The organism is Kitasatospora sp. NPDC087315 (assembly GCF_044744345.1).
Taxonomy (GTDB): Bacteria; Actinomycetota; Actinomycetes; order Streptomycetales; family Streptomycetaceae; genus Kitasatospora.
The window spans coordinates 69,866-90,040 of sequence record NZ_JBIUYD010000012.1 but is presented as its reverse complement, the minus strand read 5'-3'; the positions used below and the strand labels follow the sequence as shown (position 1 = coordinate 90,040).

The following is a 20,175-nucleotide window of genomic DNA, read 5'->3' as shown; positions in this document are numbered from 1 at the left end:
CCCCGAGGCGGCCGACTCCGCCGGGATTCCCGTAGATACCGTCGACCGGGCTGTCGGTGGTCAATCATGGTGCCTGACGGTGCCGGCTGCGTTCAGCACGCCGCGAGTTGACGACGGGATGGAATGACATGCCTCTTCAGGGTGAGTACGAGCCGAGCCCCGAATCGTGGGTACGTGAGCAGGTCGAGCAGTACGAGTCCTCCGGGGGTGTGGACGGAGCGACGATGCGGGGCATGCCCGTCATCATCCTCACGACCCGGGGTGCGAAGTCCGGAAAGCTCCGCAAGACCCCGCTCATGAGGGTCGAGCACCAGGGCGCCTACGCGGTGGTCGCCTCGCTGGGCGGTGCGCCCAGGCACCCGCTCTGGTACCACAACGTCGTGGCCGACCCCCGGGTGGAACTCCAGGACGGGCGGGTGCGGCTCGACATGACGGCACGGGAGGTCACCGGAGACGAGAAGTCGCTCTGGTGGGACCGTGCCGTACAGGCGTTTCCCGACTACGCCGCCTACCAGGAGAAGACCGACCGGGTGATCCCGCTCTTCGTCCTGGAGCGGACTCCCGGCGAGCACTGACCGGGGCCCGCGGGACTCCCGGGCCGTCGCCCGCACGGTTCTCAGCGGACCCTGAAGCTGCGCAGCACGTCGTGGCCTTCGCCGCCCGGGGTGAGGACGACTGTCAGGTGACCGCAGTCGGGCCGGTCGTGGATCTCGACGGCGTGGCCGGTGACGTTGCGCAGGGCGAAGGCGGGTGTGTCCTCGGCGAGTGGCGGCAAGGTGTTGCGGCACTCGCCGGGACGCAGTCCCTCCTCCACGTTCTCGGCCTCGGCCGGCCCGGTGGGAGTGCCCGTGGGGTAGCGCCACAGGACGGTGCCGGCAACGGCGGTGTCGGTGTCCTCGTCGGCGCTCGGCGGCTCGGTGTCCCAGGGCCGGGGGTGGTCGACGGGGCGGATGGCGGAGTCCCGGTTGCGGTAGGCGGTGCCGGGGGTGGGCACGGCCGGGGCGAGGAGTTCGGGGACGGTGACGAGGGTGTAGCCGGCGTCGCGCAGGTTCCGGATGAGCTGTGGAACCACCGCGAGCGTCTGCCGCTGCTCCTCGGCGTCGTGCATCAGGACGATCGATCCCGGCCGCACGCCGTCCTCGACACGGTCGAGGACCTGCGCGGGGTCGTGATGGTCCCAGTCCCCCGTGTCGACGTCCCAGAGCACGAGCGCCCGGCCGAAGGACCGGACCGCGGCGTTGTAGGAGCCGAACGGAGGCCGCACCAGGGCCGGACGTACGCCGGTGACCTCCTCGATCGCGTCCTCACCGCCGGTGAGCTCGTCCCGCACCTGCGCGGGCGTCGCCGTGCCGAGGGCGGGATGGGTGAAGCTGTGGTTGCCGATGGCATGGCCTTCGGCCGCCGCGCGCCGCAACGACCCGGGCCACGAGCCCACCTGCTCACCCACCACGAAGAAGGTCGCTTTCACCTGGGCGGCGTCGAGGTCGTCGAGCAGGGCCTCGCTGGCCGGTGACGGACCGTCGTCGAAGGTCAGCGCCACACAGGCCAGCCGTGCGCAGTCCGGCTCCATCTCCGGCGCGGGCGGCACCGGCGGCACGGTCTCGCGCTCCAGCGGCCCCTCCGCTCCGGTGGGAGCCGGCTCCGCGGCCGGTGGCCCCGCCACCCGCGAAGCGCCCTCACGGTCCGGCGGCCCTCCCGCACCGGTGGAGGCCGGCCCGGAGGCGGGCGGCAGGAGCGCCGCGCACACCCCCAGGACCAGCGGCCACGACCTCCTGCTTCTGCCCATGGCCGTCAACCTAGAACGGGCCGCCGCCCCCCGCACTCGGCCGCGGCCAAGTGCCTGACGCCGCCCGTGGTGAACGGGGCCGTCCGCATGCGGTCGGAAGAGGGGCCCGCCGAGCCGGCCACCTGGGCCGAACCCGCCCGCCCCCTGCCGTTCATCTCACCCGCCTAAGATCCACAACACCGCCTGCGGGCAAGGGAACCGCGTACCTGGCGGTGGGCGTCACCGGGGATGATGCCACGTGAACACGAGGCGGGACGGGGTGGCCGATGTCCATACGATCCGGGCTGCGCGGGCTGGAACGGCTCGCCCGGCCGCTGCCGGCCGGAGTGGACCTCTACCAGCTGCGGCCGGACGGCCGGGTGCTGATCGCCGACCGGGACGGCGCCCGGGAGCTGGGCCCGGACGGACGGCACGGCCCGGCGGGCGAGGAGCTGTTGCGGTTCATCGACGACGGCCAGTTCGCCCACTACCTGGTCGGTGACGCCAAGACCTCGCCCGAGCGGCCGTCCAACGCCACCTACAAGCTCGGTATCGTCGCCCCGCACAGCGCGTTCACCCCGCACGCCCACGGCGGCGAGCACCTGGTGCTCAGCCTCGGCCACGCCTCCTGCGGGCTGTACGACGCCGAGCGCCGCCGGGTGGTGGACGTCCCGCTGACGCCCGGGCTGCTCATCCGGATCCCCGAACTGATGCCGCACTCCTTCGCCAACCGGGGCGCCGGGCCGCTCAACATCCTGGCCGCCAACACCGGGTTCGGCATCGACCACGAGGACTACGCGATCACCGCGGCCGAGGCCGAACGCCGCGAGGACGCCCAACTGGCCGGCGCGCTCAGGGAAGTGGAGCGGAACCAGAGCGTGGGTACGGTCAGCGCGAGAGAGCGGCTGGCCGCCCGGCTGCGCCGTTTCGCCGCCATGCTGGAGACCCCGAGATGATCTGCCCGCACTGCGACCGGAACCTGCTGCAGCGGCAACGCTCCCGGCACCGCTGCTCGTACTGCAACAAGGACTTCGCGCTGGACCCCAAGGAGGAGGGCCCGGGCCTGCACGACGTCCGGATCCGCCGCGTGGCCGACAGACTGACCGACGGGGGCAGGCTGTTCTGCACCGTCGAGCAGCTGGGATACGCGATCGAACGCCGCGGCCGACCGGAGCAGGAGCACCGGGGCTCGAAGGGCGGCGCGGGCTGCCTCGGCGTGCTCGGGGTCGGGGCGCTGGTCGCCGCCCTCGCGCTGAACGACGCGCTGATCGCGCCGGCCGCCCTGGTGGGGGTCGGCCTGCTGGGGCTCGCGCTGCGCCAGGTGGTGCTCTCCGACGTCCCCGCACCGCCGCGCCCGATCACCCCGCGCTGGCGCCCCGGGGGCTTCGCCGCCACCGTGGTCCTGCGGTGGAAGACGGTCTACGGGGTGCTGCCCGCCGGGCTGGTCGAGGACAACGCCGTCCGGCCCGGCCCACAGGTGGCCGACCCGGCGTTCGCCCTGCTCTGCCCGGACCGCACCGTCACCACCTTCCTGCACGCCAACGACTACCCGCGCCGCCACCGCGCGCTGCTGGTCGCCGACCCGCGCGCGATACCCGACGGCCTGCCCGTCGTCGTCCTGCACGACGCCTCGCCCCAGGGCTGCCTGCTGGTCGCCGGTGTCCGCGCCGCCCGGCCCGGCCGCCGGGTCCTGGACGCGGGCATCCCGGTCCGGGCGGTCCTGGCCGCCGAGAGCCGGTTCCTGCACCTGCGCGACCCGGACCGGTCCGCCGAACTCCAGGCCGGGCCGGCCGCGCAGGTGCCCGGTCTGACCCCGGCGGAGCTGGCCTGGTTCGCCGAGGGCTGGTGGAGCCCGCTGGTGGCCGTCCCGCCCAAGCGGCTGATGTCCCTCGCCGTCCGGGCCGCCGAGCGGGTGCTCGAACCGCCCGTCCCCGTCGCGCTGGTGAAGCGGCCGGCGGTGCCGGAGCGCCCGGAGGAGCCGGCCGAGACCCGGCGCCGTGCCCTCGCCGTCGGCTTCCTCACCTGGCCCGAACCCCACCAGGAGACCACCGCGTGACCACCCCGCCGTCGTCCACCCCGCCGTCGTCCGTCCCGCCGTCGTCCGTCCCGGCACCGTCCGTTCCGGCACCGTCCGGGCCTCCCCGGTCACCGCGCCGACGGCCGCTGCTCGACGGCGCGCTCACCGTCGCCGCCGCCCGGGCCGAGGCGCCCGGCGGGCTGCGGTACACCGAGCGTCAGCTGTACTACGAGGTGTGCCGGGTGCTCCAGCCGCTGCACGCCGGGCCGCGCCGGATCCCGTACACCCTCGCGCCCCCGGTCCGCTACGCGCGCTTCGCCGAGGCGCTGGCGGGGCGGCGCGACGAACTCCCTGGCCTGCTGCCGCCCCTGCCACCGGCGGCCCCGGCGGCCCCGGGCGCGCGCCCGGCCGCGGAGAGCGACCTCTACGACTACGGGCTGCCACGGCTGCTGGTCTGCCAGAGCCGGGAGATCACCGCGATGCTGATCGCCAACGACCTGCATCTGGAGGCCGCCTGCCCGATCGTCGCCGCCGCCGAACTCCCGCTCGACCCACGGCTGGTGGCCGGCCTGGAACGGGCCGGCGGCGCCGTGCTGCACGTCCTGCACGACGCCAGCCCGGCCGGGCTCGCCTGCTTCGAGCGGATCAGCCAGGCCTACGGCGGCACCCGCTCCGGTCCGCGGGTGCGGTCGATGGGTCTGGTCCCCCGGCACGCCACCACCCTCCACCTCACCTCCGGACGCGGCCCGCACCCGTACCGGGGCCCGCTGCCCGCCGGGCTGCGGCCGGAGGAACGCGCCTGGCTCGGCAGCGGCCGGACCGTCGAGCTGGCCGCCGTCGGCCCCGCCCGGCTGCTGCACACCGTGATCCGCCAGGTCCGGGGCAACCACGGCCGCCCCCACCGGGCCCCGCTCCACCGGCGCGTGCGCACCGTGCGCGACACCGGCTTCCTGACCTGGCCGACCGCCTGACCCTCCGCCCGAAGGCCCCCGATGCTTGAGGACTCCCGACGATGACGCAGCCACGCCACATCGGCTACCGCGACGAACTGCTGGCCGACGGCACGGTGCACCGCCGCTACGAGGACGGCCGCAACGAGTGGCGTCGGCGCGGCGCCGGCGGCCTCGTGCACTGGCACGACAACCGGGGCGACGCCGGCACCGACGAACGCCTCGGCACGGACCTGGTCAAGCGCACCCACGTCGACGACACCGTCTCCTACGGCCGGGACATCGGCTACGGCCGCACCGTCTGGGCCCGCGGCGAACTGGTCACCGTCAACCGCACCGCGTTCCGCGGCCGGCTCGGCGTGGTGCTCGGCGCGCTCGGTGTGGCCGGTGCCGCCGCCGTCGCCGTCTCGCAGTTCCCGCCGCTGGAGCTGGGCGAGGACGAGGAGGAGCAGTTGCGGCAGCAGGCCCGCGCCCAGTCCGCCGACTCCGGTGGAGGCAGCGGCGGCAGCGCGTCGTACGGTTCGGACCACGGTGCCGACGGCTCCGGCGACGGCGGGGACGGTGGGAACGGCGACGGCCCCGACGGTGATTTCGGGGGCGACTGGGACGGCTCCGGCGACGACGCCTGGGACGGCGACGACTTCGGCTGAACCGGCTTCGGCTGAACCGGCCGCGCCCCGCCGAACCCCTCCATCGAAAGGCACCCCACCATGGCTCGCTGCTGCGCCTGCGCCGGACCGGACGCCGACCGGGCCCGCGCCCAGCTCGCCGCACTCGCCGGCACCGCACCGGACCCGTCGGCCCTGACCGCCCTGATCCCGGGCGAACCCGGCTTCGCCACCGGCCCGTTCACCCTCGACGGCGTCACCGCCGTCGGCGAGGTCACCCTGCACAACCGGACCGGGCTGCTCACCGCCCTCGCCGACGCCGGCGCCCCCGCACCCGACGGCTGCCCGGACGGCGAACTGCTGCTCCGGCTCTGGCGGCGGCTCGGCGCGGACGGTGTCCGGCAGGCCGACGGCCTGTTCGTCCTGGCCGTGGTGGACGGCGCCGACCTGGTTCTGATCCGCGACCACGTCGGCGCCCGGACGGTCTTCTACGCCCGCGCCGACGGCTGCTGGGCCGCGTCCACCTCGCTGCGCTCGCTGCGGCACTGGCCGGCGCTCGGGACCGGCGTCAACCTGGCCGCCGTCCGCTCCTTCCTCACCTTCGCCTACCTGCCCGGCGAGGAGACCCTGCTGCGCGGCGTCCACGAGGCGCTGCCCGGGCGGATCCTGCGGCTCACCGCGGACGGCTCGGTCCACCAGGAGGAATACTGGGAACCCGCCGAACTCCTCCCCGCGCCGGGCGACACCCCGCCGCCCGCCGAGTACGCCCGGCAGCTGCGCCTTCTCCTGGAACAGGCCACCGCGCGCCGGCTGCCGGGCGGCGAGGACGTGGCGGTGCTGCTCTCCGGCGGCGTCGACAGCTCGCTCGTCACCGCCCTGGCCGCCCGGCTGCACAGCCACCCCGTACGCACCTACTCGATCAGCTTCGGCGACGAACTCCCCGACGAGCTGGGCTACTCCGGCCTGGTCGCCCGGCACTGCGGGACGGACCACCGGGTGCTCACCGTCTCCGGCGCCGAGGTCGCCGCCCGGCTCGCCGACACCGTCGCCCTGCTGGACAGCCCGGTCGGGGACCCGCTGACCGTCCCCAACCTGATGCTCGCCGAGGCGGTCGCCGGCGACGGCATCCGGGTCTCGCTCAACGGCGAGGGCGGCGACCCCGTCTTCGGCGGGCCGAAGAACCTGCCGATGCTGGTCCACGAGATGCACCGCGACGACCCCGCGCCCGAGGCACGGGCCGAGGCGTACCTGCGCTCCTACCGCAAGTGCTACGAGGACCTGCCCCGGCTGCTCACCCCGGCCGCGCTGCGGGCACTGGAGGCCGAGCCCGCGCCCCGCCGCTTCGTCGCGCCCTATCTGACGCCCGGTCCGATGCACGCGCTGCTCAACCAGCTGCTCCACTGCAACCTGCGGACCAAGGGCGCCCACCACATCCTCACCAAGGTCGAGCGGCTCACCGCCTCCCAGGGCGTCCAGGGCCGCTCCCCGCTCTTCGACCGGCAGGTGATCGACCATGCCTTCGCCACCCCGCCGACGCTCAAACTGCACGGCACGGTGGAGAAGTGGGTACTCAAGGAGGCCGTCCGCGACCTGCTGCCGGACACCGTCACCGACCGCCCCAAGAGCGGGATGCGGGTGCCCGTCCAGCAGTGGCTGCGCGGCCCGCTGCGCGACCTCTCCGGCGAGCTGCTGCTCGGCCGCCAGGCCCGCGAGCGCGGCCTCGTCCGACCCGACACCGTCCGTACCTGGATGCGCCGCGAGGGCACCCTGCTGCCGCGCCAGGGCGGCAAGCTCTGGCTCGTCCTCACCCTCGAACTCTGGCTGCGCTCCTACGACCTCTGAGCCCCTCGTGAAAGGCCCCCCATGGACCCGCTCGACCCGGCCCCGGCCGGCCTCGACCTGATCGACCCCCGGACCGGCCGCACCCGCGGCACGCTGAGCCCCGCCCGCGCCGAACGCGTCGCCGGGGCCGCCGCCACCGCGCGGGCCGCCGCGACGCGCTGGCGCGCGCTCACCCCGCGCGAGCGCGAGCGCCGGCTCGACGCGCTCGCCGACCTCGTCGAACACCACCTCGCCGAGTACACCGCGCTGGAACAGGCCGGCACCGGCAAGCCGGCCGCCGAGGCCAGCGGGGAGATCCGGCAGGTCGCGGACCTTCTGCGGTTCTCCGCCGGCGCCGCCAGGACGGGCACCGCACCCGCCGCCGGCCGCTACCTGCCCGGTCACGAGAGCTGGGTGCGGTGGGAGCCGATCGGCGTGGTGGGCGCGATCGTCCCCTGGAACTACCCGCTGCTGATGGCCGCCTGGCGCTGCGCCCCGGCCCTGGCCGCCGGGAACACCGTGGTCGTCAAGCCCGCCGAGACCACCCCCGACTCCGTCGCCCTGCTCGCCGAGCACGCCGCGCAGGCCCTCGGCGACGGCGTCCTGACCGCGCTCGCGGGCGACCGGGAGACCGGGCGGCTGCTGGTCACCAGCGACATCGACATGATCGCCTTCACCGGCAGCGCGGCCGCCGGCGCCGACATCGCCGCCCGGGCCGGCCACCGCCGGATCAGCCTGGAGCTCGGCGGCAACAGCCCCGTCCTCGTCCTGCCCGACGCCCCCGCGCACACCTGGTCCGCCCTCGCCGAGGCCTGCACCTACAACGCCGGCCAGAGCTGCGCCGCCCCGGCCCGGGTGATCACCCTGGACGAGAACCACGAGCAGGTGATCGCCGCGCTCACCGCCGCCCTGGCCGGGCGCCGGTCCGGCCGGGACTTCGGCCCGCTCAACAACCCCGACCAGGCCGCCCGTTACGACCGGCTGCTGGCCGCCACCGCCGCCGGGCGCTCGATCGCCGCCCCCGGCCGCACCGACGGCCTCTGGCGCCCCGCCCGCCTGCTCGCCGACCTGCCGCAGGACGACCCCGCCGTACTGGCGGAGGTCTTCGGACCGCTCCTGACCGTCCAGCGCGCCGCCACCCCCGACGAGGCGCTCGCCCTCGCCAACGGCGTCCCGCAGGCCCTCGGCGCCAGCGTCTGGACCCGGGACCTCGGCACCGCCCTCGACCTCACCGCCCGCCTCGACGCCGGTGAGACCTGGATCAACTGCCATCTCGCCCAGACCGCCGAACTCCCGCACGGCGGTCGCGGCGCCTCCGGCCACGGCACCGACCTCAGTGCCCTCGCCCTCCAGGAGTACCAGCGCCCCAAGACGGTGACCGCCCGGCTCTGACGGCTTCCCGGCGGTCGGCGCACGTCACCGGCCGGGGCTGAGTACGCCGGACACTCACGGTTGAGTATCCGTCCACTGTCCGCGAGGTGGCCGGGGCGGGAAGGATCGGGCCATGAACGAATCCGCGATCCGGTCGGCCCCTTCCAGCGCGCCCGCCCGGGGCAACTGGTGGAAGGGCCCGCTGATCTCCACTCTGGCGACCGGGCTCTGCCTGCCGCTCGTCACCGCTCTGCGAGGTCTCGCGGAGATGTCCACGGACCCGTGCTACGGGCCCGGCGCCTGCCCGTCGACGATGACCCATCTGGCCGTGGCCGACTACGCCCTGCTCGCCGCCCCGGTGCTGATCCTGCTCCAGTGGCCGGCCGCCTATCTGCTGCGCCAGGGGCGCGCGCTGGTCTCGCTGGCGCCGGCGGCGGCGCTGCTGGTCGTCCTCGGCGCCGTCTTCAGCATCAACCCGGGCGCGTGACCGCCTCCCGGGCGGGGCGCCCGCGCTGATCCGTCGTCATCGCGGCACGCGCCGTCCCGAGCGTGCCGCGATGACGACGAACGCGCAGGACGAACGCGAGACGCGGCGCCCCCGCACCCGGGCCGGGTGCGGGGGCGCCGCGTTCAGGGCTCCGCTTTCGGACGCGGACTACCGGGGGCCGGGGCGGCCGGCTCCGGCGGGGACGCGGTCCCCGGGCTCGTCCTCGCCCGACTCGTCCTCCACCGGCTCGGGGGCACCACCGGCCGGACGGGGCGGCGTCGCCCGGCCCGCGCGACCGGCCCGGCCGGCGCGGCCTGCCTTCGCCAGCGCGAGCTGGCGGTCGGCCTCGGCCTGGATGGCGTCCTTGTCGCCGATCTCGGCGTCCGGCAGGGCGTCGGGCAGCAGGTCCTCGATCAGCCGCAACGGGCGGTAGGCGAGGCCCACCAGGCCCCAGAGCCCGAGGGCCGCGCCGACCAGGACGAGCAGCAGTCCGGCGCCGCGGCCGGGACCGGTGCCGAGCACCATGCCGACCGAGTCGGCGAGCGCGCCGCCGGGCCGCATCAGCGGCTCGAAGACGTGGTCGGAGAGCGGCCCGGCGGTGAGGAAGCCGAGCGGCATCATCGACATCGCCAGCATCTGGTTGGTGGCCAGGACGCGGCCCTGGAGCTCCATGCCGACCTTGGTCTGGATCAGCGCCATCCAGTGCGAGTTGAGGATCATCATCGACGCCCAGAGGACGAAGAGTCCGCACGCGGTCAGCGCGGCCTGCGGGCGGCTGCCGGCCACGATCGCCGCCAGGCCGACCACCGAGGTGAAGCCGATCATGCCGATCGCCCGGCGCCGGGTACCGCCCCACAGGGCCATCACCAGCCCGCCGGTCAGCGCGCCCACACCGCCGATGGCCGTGATGACGCCGAGCTGGACGGCCGTGCCGCTGGCCAGGACCATCGGGGTGATCAGCACGGTGGCGACGGCGAACAGGTAGTTGAACACCACGAAGAAGACCACCAGGGCGACCAGGCTGTGCCGCCGCACGATGTAGCGCCAGCCGGTGACCACCTCGCGCAGCAGCGGCTCCTCCTGCTTGTCGAACATCGCGTCCGGGAAGCGGACCATGAGCAGGCAGGTGACACCGGTCAGGAAGGTCACCATGTCGAACAGCACCACGCCGTGCAGGCCGATCAGCGAGACCAGCACACCACCGGCCAGAACGGCCATCATGTCGCCCGCACCGGTGCCGAGCTGGGCGAGGCCGTTGGCCTGCCCGAGGTAGCGCTTGGGCACCAGTTGGGTGATCGCGGCCAGATAGGCCGGGCGCTGGAAGGCCGAGCAGACCGCCCCGGTGCAGGCCACCAGATAGATGTGCCAGACCTCCAGCAGATCGGCCCAGAGCAGCCCCCCGAGGGAGAGCATGCCGGCCGCCGCCACGGTGTCCGTGACGATCATGATCTTCCGGCGGTCCACCCGGTCGGCGAGCGCGCCCGCGATCGGCAGCAGCAGCACCGCGGGCAGCACCGCGACCACCGAGATCATCGCGAAGTCGAAGGCGGAACCGGTCTGCTGGTAGACCCAGACACCGAGGGCGAAGGTCGAGAGACTGGTGCCGACCATCGAGACGAACTGCCCGATCGCGACCTTGGCGAAGGTGCCCAGCTCGACCTTGGCCGGCGGCCGCTTGGCGTCGACCTCCGCGGCCACCCCGCCGGTGGCGGTGAACTCGGAGATCACCCGGGCGAGGTCGTCGGCCTGGTGCTTGAGGAAGTAGTGCCCGGCGCGCGGGATGACGGCCAGGTCGACGGTGTCGCCGAAGTGCTCCCACTCGGCGTACCGCTCCTGGTACAGCTGGGTGGCGCGGTCCTTCTCGCCGACCACGCACAGGATCGGCGCCGTGACCTTCGGCGGCCGCCCGTCCCCGTACGCCCGGGTGTAGAAGTCCTCGGCCTGCCGGACGTCGTGGCGCAACGCCCGGACCAGGAAGTCCTGTTCGGCCTGGTCGTAGACGTCGGTGAAGCCGCCCATGGCGCGCAGGTAGTCGAGGTAGGAACGGTTGGAGAGCATCCGGTCGCCCGGCAGCCGCTTGGCCATCCACTCGGCGAACCGGCCGGGCAGCCGGGCCGCCGGGAACGTCCCGCCGAGGGCGACCCCGCGCAGGTCCATCCCGGCCGCCTCCAGCCGGGAGCCCAGGGCGGTGGCGAGCGCGCCGCCGAGGCAGTGGCCGTACAGCACCACCGGGCCGTCGATCCGCTCGGTGATCTGCTCGGTCAGCCGGTCGGCGAGGAGTTCGAGTTCGGTGAGCTCGTCGTCGGGGCGGCTCGGATCGTGGCCGGGCAGCTCGACGGCGTACAGCCGGTGGCCGGCCGGCAGGGCGTCGGCGAGCGGCTGGAAGGTGATCGGGCTGCCGCCGCCGTAGGGGACGCAGACCACGCTGACCTCGGCCGGCGCGTTGCCCCGGGTGAGCTTGTGCAGCAGGCTGCGCGGGCCCTGGTCCACCGCGCCGCCGGCCCGGGCGTCGAGCAGGGCCGCGAGTTCACGCACGGTGGGCTGCTGGAACAGGTCGATGACGGAGAGGCCGCGGCCGATCAGGCGGACGGTGTGCACGGCGGAGAAGGAGTCACCGCCGAGCGCGAAGAAGTCGTCCGCCGCGCCGATCTCCTCGACGGCCAGCACCTGACGGTAGGCGGCGGCCACCTCGTGCTCGCTCTCCGTCACCAACTCGCCTCCACCGGAGACCGGCTGGACCGCGACCGGCTCCGGCAGGGCGGCCCGGTCCACCTTGCCGTTGGCGTTCAGCGGCAGGGCGTCCAGCACGACCAGGGCGGCGGGCACCATGTAGTCGGGCAGCCGGGTGCGCAGCGCGGCGCGCAGCTCGCCGGGGTCGGGGGCGGCGGCCGGGTCCGCGGGCACGACGTACCCGACGAGGTTCCGGGCGGCGCCCTCGCCGCGGGCGACCACCACGGTCTCGCGGACCTCGGGACGGAGCGTCAGTTCGGCCTCGACCTCGCCGATCTCGACCCGGTAGCCGCGGATCTTGACCTGGTGGTCGACCCGGCCGAGGAACTCGATGGCGCCGTCGGCGCGCCGCCGGACCAGGTCGCCGGTGCGGTAGGTGCGCCGGCCTCCGACGACGGCGAAGCGCTCGGCGGTGAGGTCGTCCCGGCCGAGGTAGCCGCGGGCGACGCCGCCGCCGGAGACGTACAGCTCACCGGGGACGCCGACCGGCACCGGCCGCTGCCGGGCGTCGAGCAGATGGGCGCCGACATTGCCGAAGGACAGTCCGAGCGGTGCGGTGACGGCGTCCCCGAGGTCCGCCGGGACGGGGGTGCCGAGCATCGACACCGTGGTCTCGGTCGGGCCGTAGTGGTTGTGCAGCAGCAGGTCGGGCCGGGCCGCGCGGATCCGGGCGACCAGGTCGGGCCGCAGCGCCTCGCCCGCGCAGATCAGCAGCCGGGCGGGCAGGATGCCGCCGAGGGCTCCGCCGTGCGCGGCCAGGCCCTCCAGGTGGCTCGGGACCAGCTTCATGGCGTCGATCCGGTGGGCGGCCGTGTAGGCGGCGAAGGCGTCCGGGTCGGTGGCCTGGTCACGGGTGAGCAGGTGGAGGCAGCCGCCGCCGGTGAGCGCGCCGAACACGTTGGTGGTGCCGAGGTCGGCGGCGAAGGTGGAGACCAGCGCCCAGTTCCAGCCCTCGGTGCCGGCGCCGACGCGTTCGCGCAGACCGTGCAGGTAGTTGCGGTAGTTGCGGTGCTCGACGGCGACGCCCTTGGGTGCGCCGGTGGAGCCGGAGGTGAAGACGACGTAGCAGAGGTGGTCCGGGCGGACGTCCACCTCGGGTGCCGCGCAGGGGGCGGCGGGGGTGGAGAGCGGGTCCAGCACGGCGGCCGGTACGGGCGTGCCGTCGAGCCGGGCGAGCAGGTCGTCGGTGGTGACGACGGCGGCGGCCCCCGCGGCGGTGAGCAGCGCGCGGATCCGCTCGTCCGGGTAGACCGGGTCGAGCGGCAGGTAGGCGCCGCCGGCCTTGAGGATGCCGAGCATGCCGACGACCAGCGCGGCCGAGCGCTCCACCAGCAGGCCGACCGGACGGTCCGGGCCGACCCCGAGTTCGCGCAGCCGGTGGGCCAGGGCGTTGGCCCGGTGGTCGAGTTCGGCGTAACCGAGCACGCCGTCGGCGCCGCGGACGGCGGGCGCGTCGGGGGTGCGGCGCACCTGTTCCTCGACCAGGCCGTGCAGGGTGCCGCCGAGGTCCCAGTCGCGCCGGGTGTCGTCCCACTCGGCGAGCCGGCGCTCTTCGGCGGGGGTGAGCAGGGGCAGTTCGGCGACCGGGCGGTCCGGGCCGGCGGCCATCGCGTCGAGCACGGTGGTGAGGTGGCCGAAGACCCGCCGGATGGTCGGCTCGTCGTACAGCTCGGTCCGCCAGACCAGGTCGGCGACCAGTTCGCCGCCGTTGTCGACGACCGCGACGGAGAGGTCGAACTTGGCGGTGTCGGTGCCGACGGGCTGCCAGTCCACCTCCAGGCCGGGCAGCGTGGGCTTGGCCTCGGCCTGGTTGTGGACGTTGAGCATGACCTGGAACAGCGGGGTGTGGGCGAGTTCGCGGTCCAGGCCGAGCGCGTCGATCAGGCGCTCGAACGGCAGGTCCTGGTGGCCGAAGGCGCCGAGGGTGCCCTCCCGGACGCGCTCCAGCAGCTGCCGGACGGTCGGGTCGCCGGAGAGGTCGGTGCGCATCGCCAGGGTGTTGACGAAGCAGCCGACCAGCGGCTCGGTCTCGCTGCGGGTGCGTCCGGCGACGGGCGTGCCGACGACCACGTCCTCCGCGCCGGTGTAGCGGGCGAGGACGGTCTGCAGCGCGGCGAGCAGCACCATGTAGGCGGTGCCGCCGGTCCCTTCGGCGAGCGCCCGGATGCGGCGGGTGCGGTCGGCGCCGAGTTCGACGGTGATCCGCTCGCCGCGGGTGCCGGCCACGGCGGGCCGGGGGCGGTCGGTGGGCACGGTGACGGTGGCGGTGGCGCCGCGCAGGCGCTCCTGCCACCAGGCCTCCTGGCGGGCCAGTTCGCCGGCCAGTTCGGTCTGCTGCCAGTGCGCGACGTCGGCGTACTGGACGGGCAGCGGTTCGAAGGCGGGCGCCCGGCCCTCGCGGCGGGCCGTGTAGGCGGTGCCGAGGTCGTCGAAGAGCACGCCGATGGACCAGCCGTCGGCGGCGATGTGGTGCAGCACCAGGCTGAGCACAGCGCCGTCGCCGGTGCGCAGCAGGGCGGCGCGCAGCGGCAGGTCGGCGGCGAGGTCGAACGGGCGCCGGGCCTCCTCGTCCAGCCGCGCCGCCACCTGGCCGGCGGGGACGTCGGCGGTGGCGAGGGTGAAGCGGGTGGCGTCCAGCAGTTCGGGCCGGACGTCGCCGTCGACCGTCGGGTAGACGGTGCGCAGCACCTCGTGCCGGGCGAGCACGTCCGTGAGGGCGGCGCCGAGGGCGGCGGGGTCGGGCTCGCCGTCGAGGTGCAGGGCGAGGGGGATGTGGTAGGCGGCGCTGTCCGGTTCGTACTGCGCGAGGAACCACATCCGGCGCTGGGCGGACGAGAGCGGTGCCGGGGTGCCGTCGGGGCGGGGCGCGATGCCCTGCTGGGCGGGTCTGGCGGCGGCCTTGGCGGCCTTGGCCTGGGCGAGGCGGCGGCGCAGGAGTTCCTGGCGTCTGGCGTCCGGGTCCGGACGGGCGCCGCTGGTGGTCTGGTCGGTCATGCGTTCTCCCCCGTCAGGGCGCCGACGGCCGGGTTCGGCTCGGTGCCCGGGTCTTCAGGTGCGTCGGTGCCGTGGGCTCTGGCGAGTGCGTCGAGTCCGTCGAGATCGTCGACGTCGTCGAAGTCGTCCAGGCCGTCGATCTGGTCGAGCAGGAGGTCCTCTATTCGGCGGGCCATCGCGGCCAGGGTGCGGGCCTCGAAGACGGTGCGCAGCGGCAGGTCGAGGTCGAAGGTGTCACGGACCCGGGCGGCCAGCCGGGTGGCGAGCAGCGAGTGGCCGCCGACCGAGAAGAAGTCGTCGTGCCGGGAGACCCGTTCGATGCCGAGGACCTCCTGCCAGATGTCGGCGAGCAGTTCCTCGCAGTCGCCCTCGGGCGGTGCGCCGGCGCCGCCGAGCCGCGGGACGGGCAGGGCCGCCCGGTCCACCTTGCCGCTGGGGGTCACCGGCAGCGCGTCGAGCAGGACGAGCGCGGCGGGCACCATGTAGTCGGGCAGCCGGTCGGTGAGGACGGTGCGCAGCGTGTCCTCGGTGAGGGTGCCGTCGGTGACGGCGTAGCCGGCGAGGGCCGGTCCGGCGGGGGTCTCGACCAGCCGGGCCGCACCCGCGGTGACGCCGGGGACGGCGGTGAGCGCGGCCTCGATCTCGCCGAGTTCGATCCGGAAGCCGCGCAGCTTGACCTGGGCGTCGGTGCGGCCGTGGTACTCCAGCCGTCCGTCGTGGCGGCGGCAGGCGAGGTCGCCGGTGCGGTACATCAGCGCGTCCTCGGGGCCGCCGGGCTCCGGGACGAAGCGTTCGGCGGTGAGGTCGGGCCGGCCGTGGTAGCCGAGGGCGACGCCGGCGCCGGCGATGCAGAGTTCGCCGATGCCGTTGGCCGGGACGGGCTGCCCGTTGACGTCCAGGAGGTGCAGCCGGGTGTTGGCGATGGGCTTGCCGAGCGCCACCACGCCGCCGTGGGAGGCGAGTTCGGCGGTGACCCGCTGAGCGGTGGACCAGACGGTGGTCTCGGTCGGCCCGTACAGGTTCCACAGCGTTTCGGTGCGGCCGAGCAGGGCCTCGGCGAGGTCGGCGGTGAGCGCCTCGCCGCCGCACAGGGCGGTCAGGGCGGGGCGGCCGGCCCAGCCGGCCTCCAGCAGCATCCGCCAGGTGGCGGGGGTGGCCTGGAGGTGGGTGATGCCGCACCGGTCCAGCCAGTCGGCGAGCGCGTGCCCGTCGGTGGCGGTGGCGCGGTCGGCGATCTCGACCCGGGCGCCGGTGACCAGGGGCAGCCAGAGTTCCAGGCCGGCGATGTCGAAGGTGACGGTGGTGACGGCGGCCATCACGTCCCGCTCGGTGAGGCCGGGTTCGCGGCCCATCGAGGCGAGGAAGTTGACGATGGCGCGGTGCGGCACGGAGACGCCCTTGGGGCGGCCGGTGGAGCCGGAGGTGTAGAGCAGGTAGGCCGGGTCCTCCGGGCCGACCGCGGCCGACCGCGCCTCGGGGGCCGCGGCGGCCTCCGGGCCGTCGGCCAGGACGACGGTGCGTCCGGCGAACAGCTCGTCGCCTGCGGTGGCCTGTTCGGCGACCAGCAGGGTGACCCCGGCGTCGTCGAGCACCGCGCGGTTGCGGGCGAGCGGCTGGTCGATGTCGAGCGGCAGGTACGCGGCACCGCTGCGCAGGACGCCGAGGAGGGCTGCGGGGAGCAGCCGGCCACGCCGGACGGCGACCGCGACCAGGGCCCCGGGGCCGGCGCCGTGCTCGCCGAGCAGATGGGCCAGCCGGCCCGCGGCGGCGTCGAGTCCGGCGTAGTCGAGGGTGCCGTCGGCGGCGGAGACGGCGACGGCCTGCGGGGTGCGGGCGGCCTGGGCGGCGACCAGCTCGTGCAGCCCGGCGTCGGGCACCGCCGCCTCGGTGCGGTTGACCTGCTCGGTGGCGGCGGCCAGTTCGGCGGGCGTGAGCATCGCCAGCTCGCCGAGCGGGCGGTCGGGTTCGGCGACGGCCGCACCGAGCAGCGCGGTCAGGTGGTCGAGCGCGGCCAGGACGGACCGCTCGTCGTAGCGCGAGGTGCGGTACTCGGCCGAGAGCAGCGGGCCCTCGGCCGGGAACTCCAGGAACAGCGAGAGGTCGGTCTTGGCCGTGCCGTTGCACACCTCGGCGACGAACCGCAGGCTGAGCCCCGGCAGTTCGACCCCGGCCACGGGGTGGTTCTGGACCGCGAGCATGACCTGGGCGATCGGCGAGGCGGTCAGCCCGGCCGGGGTGCCCACCCGGCGGGCGTGCTCCAGGAACGGGAATCCGCTGTGCTCGGCGGCGTCCAGCACCACCGGGCGGACCCGGGCGACCAGGTCGCGGAAGGTGTCGGTGCCGGCCACGCCGAAGCGGAGCGCCACCGTGTTGATCAGCGACCCGAGCACCTGCTCCAGCTCGGGGACCGGGCGGACCGCGAACGGGCTGAGCACGGCGACATCGGTGCGGCCGGTGTAGCGGTGCAGCACCCCGCCGAGGGCGGCCAGCACCGCCATGTAGAGGCTGGCGCCCTCCTGGGCGGCCCAGCGCTCGGCCGAGCGGACCAGGCCGGTGTCGAGCCGGCGGGCGATCCGGCGCCCCGCGGTGTCGTGCGGGTTGGGGTGCGGCCGGTCGCCGGGCAGGTGCTGTTCGACCTCGACGCCGAGCAGGTGCTCGCCCCAGCGCAGCGCGTCCTCGCGGGCGGCCTCGTCGGCGCGCTCCTCCCAGCGGGCGACGTCGGAGAACTGCAGGTCGGGCTCGGCGAGTTCGCCGTCCTGGTAGGCGCGGCCGAGCTCGGCGAGCAGCAGGCCGGCGGCCCAGCCGTCCATCGCGGCGTGGTGGACGGTGATCAGCAGTTCGTGCGCGTCCGCACCGGTGCGCAGGGCGAGGGCGCGCAGCAGCCGGCCCCCGGTGAGGTCCAGCGGCCGGGCGGCCTCGGCGCGCAGCGCGGCGTCGAGCTTCTCCTCGTCGGCGCCGGTGAGGTCGAGCAGCGGCACCTCGACGGCGTACGGCGGGCGGATCTCGGCGACCGGGTCGCCGTCGCGACCGGTCAGCGCGGTGCGCAGCACCTCGTGCCGGCGGACCACCTCGGTCAGCGCGCGGCCGAGGGCGGTCCGGTCGAGGGCGCCGGCGGCGTGGATCCGCAGCGGGACGTTGTAGAGCGAGCTGCCGGGCTGGACGGACTCGTGCAGCCAGAGCTCGCGCTGAAAACCGGTGGCGCGGGCGGGCAGTTCGGCCTCACGCTTGGGGGGTGCGACGGACGGACGTCCGCCGCCGCCGTTCGCGACCCGGACGGCGAGCGCGGCGACGGTCGGCGCGGCGAAGAACTCACCGAGCGGCACCCGGGTGCCGTACTCGCGCTCGATCCGGGCGAGCACCCCGGCGGCGAGCAGCGAGTGGCCGCCGAGGTCGAGGAAGACGTCGTGCACACCGACCTGGGGGACGCCGAGGACGCCGCGCCAGAGTTCGGCGATGCGCTCCTCGACGGGCGTGCGGGGGGCGACGAACAGCTCCTGCCCGGCGCGGCTGCGGGCGGCGGGCGGCAGCGCCTTGCGGTCGGTCTTGCCGTTGGGGGTGAGGGGCAGCCGCGCCAGCACGCCGACGGCCAGCGGCACCATGTAGCCGGGCAGCGCGGCGGCGCAGTGGGCCCGCAGCTCGGCGGGGGTCGGCTCGGCCGTGCCCGGGGCGGGCTGGACGAAGGCGGCCAGGTAGTCGCCGGCCTCGTCCTGCTGGACGACGGCGGCGGCGGCCTCGACCGCGGGGTGGGCGGCGAGCACGGCCTCGATCTCGCCGAGTTCGACCCGGAAGCCGCGCACCTTGACCTGGTGGTCGACCCGGCCGTGGTACTCCAGCTCGCCGTTCGGCAGGCGGCGCACCAGGTCGCCGGTGCGGTAGCAGCGTTCGCCGCCGACGGTGACGAAGCGCTCCTCGGTGAGGTCCGGGCGGCCGTGGTAGCCACGGGCCAGGCCCTCGCCGGAGAGGTAGAGCTCGCCGATCCCGCCGTCCGGGACGGCGGTCCGCCGCTCGTCGAGCACATGGCCGGTGGTGCCGTCGAGCGGGCGGCCGATCAGGGGCTCGCCGGGCTCGTCCCGGCCGACCAGCGACCAGGTGGAGTAGACGGTGTCCTCGGTCGGCCCGTAGAGGTTGTACAGGCGTTCGACCTGGGGCTGGGCGTAGACCTGGTCGGCCAGATGGCGTGGTAGCGCCTCGCCCGCCAGGTTGACGACCCGTACGCCGCCCGGCAGACCCCCGCCGCCGGGAAGGCCGCCGCCGCGCAGCAGCGCCGCCATGGCGCTGGGCACGGTGTTGACCAGGGTGACCTCGTCGCGGGCGGGCAGCTCCGGCAGCGCAAGGACGTTCTCGGCCACCACGACGGTGCCGCCGACCGCGAGCGGGAGGAACAACTCGTACACCGAGATGTCGAAGCAGACCGAGGTGCCGAACAGCACCCCGGCCAGGTCGGACGGCGTGTAGGTGCGCGCGGCCCAGCGCAGCATGGCGTTGACGCCGCGCTGGGTGACCGAGACGCCCTTCGGCCGGCCGGTGGAGCCGGAGGTGTACAGGACGTACGCCAGCGCGTCGGCGCCGCCCGCCGGCGCGAGGGGCGCGGCGGGGCCGTCCCCGTCGACGTGGAGCAGCGCGGCACCGGCGGCGGACAGCAGGTGTTCGTGCGTCCGGTCGGTGACCACGACGGGTGCCTGGGCGTCGCCGATCACCAGTTCCAGCCGGTCGCGCGGGTACGCCGGGTCCAGCGGTACGTAGGCGCCGCCCGCGCGCAGCACCGCCAGCAGCGTGACCACCAGGTCCGCCGTTCGCGGTAGGCAGACCCCCACCAGGGTCTCGGCGCCCACCCCGGCGCCGGCCAGCCGGCCCGCCACCGTGTCCACGGCCGCGGCCAGTTCGCGGTAGGTCAGACGCCGCTCGCCGTCGATCACGGCGATGGCATCGGGGGTCCGTCTGACCTGCGCGTCGACCAGATCGGCCAGCGAGGCTGCCGGGTCCAGTGGAGGAAGTCCCGTCGAACTCATCAACTCTCCTGAGGGATGGCCCTGCGCCGACTTGTGGTCGGCGAGAAATGGGCGGTGTGCCCTCGGAGATGGTGGGGTAAAGATCTCCGGATGACCAGCACATTTCCGTCACTCGTTCGATATGCCGGAAAGATCACTTTCTCTTCACCACTCAACGGTGCCGAGGTGTGACGGTTCGTTGACGATTTCGTACAGATTGTCAGTGCCCGTGACATCCGGGTCTTCTGACGCTACGGTCGTCGCAGCAACGGACGAGGCGTCAGCTCTCGGTCGCGCGGCGTCTTTGGCGTCTCCGCCTTGACCTGCTCTTTTCCCTCTGCCATGTCCTCGCGCGGGCCTGCCCGGGCTGTCCGGGTTCAGGTGTCGGCGCGCGGGACCGGCGGGTCGGCCTCCTTCGGACAGGCCTCAGGCCGGGCCGGCCGC

11 protein-coding genes are annotated in these 20,175 nt (G+C 74.9%); 8 read left to right on the top strand and 3 right to left on the bottom strand.

What is annotated here, in order from left to right:
- The first annotated feature begins 128 nt into the window (after positions 1 to 128).
- Entirely contained in the window at positions 129 to 575 is a 447-nt protein-coding gene (locus ACIO5D_RS18970; protein ID WP_363613647.1) for a nitroreductase family deazaflavin-dependent oxidoreductase, read from the top strand.
- A 41-nt stretch (positions 576 to 616) separates the two neighbouring features.
- Here ACIO5D_RS18970 and ACIO5D_RS18965 read toward each other — a convergent pair whose 3' ends face one another.
- Positions 617 to 1,786: a polysaccharide deacetylase family protein gene (locus ACIO5D_RS18965; protein WP_400796481.1), complete on the bottom strand. Its 1,170-nt coding sequence runs from the start codon at positions 1,784 to 1,786 to the stop codon at positions 617 to 619.
- Positions 1,787 to 2,052: 266 nt separating this feature from the next.
- Between ACIO5D_RS18965 and ACIO5D_RS18960 the strand changes: the two genes are divergently transcribed.
- The 7 genes from ACIO5D_RS18960 (at position 2,053) to ACIO5D_RS18930 (ending at position 9,019) form a co-directional block, all read left to right on the top strand.
- Positions 2,053 to 2,721 carry a cupin domain-containing protein gene (locus ACIO5D_RS18960; RefSeq protein WP_400796478.1) on the top strand — a complete coding sequence of 223 codons (669 nt, stop codon included), beginning with the start codon at positions 2,053 to 2,055 and terminating at the stop codon, positions 2,719 to 2,721.
- Complete coding sequence (locus ACIO5D_RS18955) at positions 2,718 to 3,821, top strand: hypothetical protein (protein ID WP_400796475.1); 1,104 nt, start codon at positions 2,718 to 2,720, stop codon at positions 3,819 to 3,821. The genes ACIO5D_RS18960 and ACIO5D_RS18955 overlap by 4 nt, the downstream gene beginning before the upstream one ends.
- On the top strand, positions 3,818 to 4,753 hold the full coding sequence (locus ACIO5D_RS18950) for a hypothetical protein (protein WP_400652848.1): 936 nt from the start codon (positions 3,818 to 3,820) through the stop codon (positions 4,751 to 4,753). The genes ACIO5D_RS18955 and ACIO5D_RS18950 overlap by 4 nt, the downstream gene beginning before the upstream one ends.
- Positions 4,754 to 4,794: 41 nt before the next feature.
- The gene (locus tag ACIO5D_RS18945; RefSeq protein ID WP_363613637.1) at positions 4,795 to 5,382 is read left to right on the top strand and encodes a hypothetical protein; all 588 of its coding nucleotides are present in this window, start codon (positions 4,795 to 4,797) and stop codon (positions 5,380 to 5,382) included.
- Positions 5,383 to 5,442: 60 nt separating this feature from the next.
- Positions 5,443 to 7,182, top strand: coding sequence for an asparagine synthase C-terminal domain-containing protein (locus tag ACIO5D_RS18940; RefSeq protein WP_363613635.1), 1,740 nt, complete (start codon positions 5,443 to 5,445; stop codon positions 7,180 to 7,182).
- Between the two features lie 21 nt (positions 7,183 to 7,203).
- Entirely contained in the window at positions 7,204 to 8,553 is a 1,350-nt protein-coding gene (locus ACIO5D_RS18935; protein WP_400796473.1) for an aldehyde dehydrogenase family protein, read from the top strand.
- Positions 8,554 to 8,665: 112 nt separating this feature from the next.
- The gene (locus ACIO5D_RS18930) at positions 8,666 to 9,019 is read left to right on the top strand and encodes a hypothetical protein (protein WP_400796470.1); all 354 of its coding nucleotides are present in this window, start codon (positions 8,666 to 8,668) and stop codon (positions 9,017 to 9,019) included.
- A 168-nt stretch (positions 9,020 to 9,187) separates the two neighbouring features.
- On the opposite strand, the gene ACIO5D_RS18925 is transcribed toward ACIO5D_RS18930, so the two are convergent.
- Complete coding sequence (locus tag ACIO5D_RS18925; protein WP_400796467.1) at positions 9,188 to 14,743, bottom strand: amino acid adenylation domain-containing protein; 5,556 nt, start codon at positions 14,741 to 14,743, stop codon at positions 9,188 to 9,190.
- Positions 14,740 to 19,752, bottom strand: a complete 5,013-nt coding sequence (locus tag ACIO5D_RS18920; protein ID WP_400796464.1) for an amino acid adenylation domain-containing protein — start codon at positions 19,750 to 19,752, stop codon at positions 14,740 to 14,742. Before ACIO5D_RS18920 ends, ACIO5D_RS18925 begins: the two co-directional genes overlap by 4 nt.
- Between the last annotated feature and the right edge of the window lie 423 nt (positions 19,753 to 20,175).

Excerpts from the sequence above, each read along its gene's own strand:
- ACIO5D_RS18940 (WP_363613635.1), top strand. The coding sequence starts at position 5,443 with ATGGCTCGCTGCTGCGCCTGCGCCGGACCGGACGCCGACCGGGCCCGC.
- ACIO5D_RS18920 (WP_400796464.1), bottom strand. The coding sequence starts at position 19,752 with ATGAGTTCGACGGGACTTCCTCCACTGGACCCGGCAGCCTCGCTGGCC.
- ACIO5D_RS18935 (WP_400796473.1), top strand. The coding sequence starts at position 7,204 with ATGGACCCGCTCGACCCGGCCCCGGCCGGCCTCGACCTGATCGACCCC.
- ACIO5D_RS18970 (WP_363613647.1), top strand. The coding sequence starts at position 129 with ATGCCTCTTCAGGGTGAGTACGAGCCGAGCCCCGAATCGTGGGTACGT.
- ACIO5D_RS18930 (WP_400796470.1), top strand. The coding sequence starts at position 8,666 with ATGAACGAATCCGCGATCCGGTCGGCCCCTTCCAGCGCGCCCGCCCGG.
- ACIO5D_RS18965 (WP_400796481.1), bottom strand. The coding sequence starts at position 1,786 with ATGGGCAGAAGCAGGAGGTCGTGGCCGCTGGTCCTGGGGGTGTGCGCG.
- ACIO5D_RS18925 (WP_400796467.1), bottom strand. The coding sequence starts at position 14,743 with ATGACCGACCAGACCACCAGCGGCGCCCGTCCGGACCCGGACGCCAGA.
- ACIO5D_RS18955 (WP_400796475.1), top strand. The coding sequence starts at position 2,718 with ATGATCTGCCCGCACTGCGACCGGAACCTGCTGCAGCGGCAACGCTCC.
- ACIO5D_RS18945 (WP_363613637.1), top strand. The coding sequence starts at position 4,795 with ATGACGCAGCCACGCCACATCGGCTACCGCGACGAACTGCTGGCCGAC.
- ACIO5D_RS18960 (WP_400796478.1), top strand. The coding sequence starts at position 2,053 with ATGTCCATACGATCCGGGCTGCGCGGGCTGGAACGGCTCGCCCGGCCG.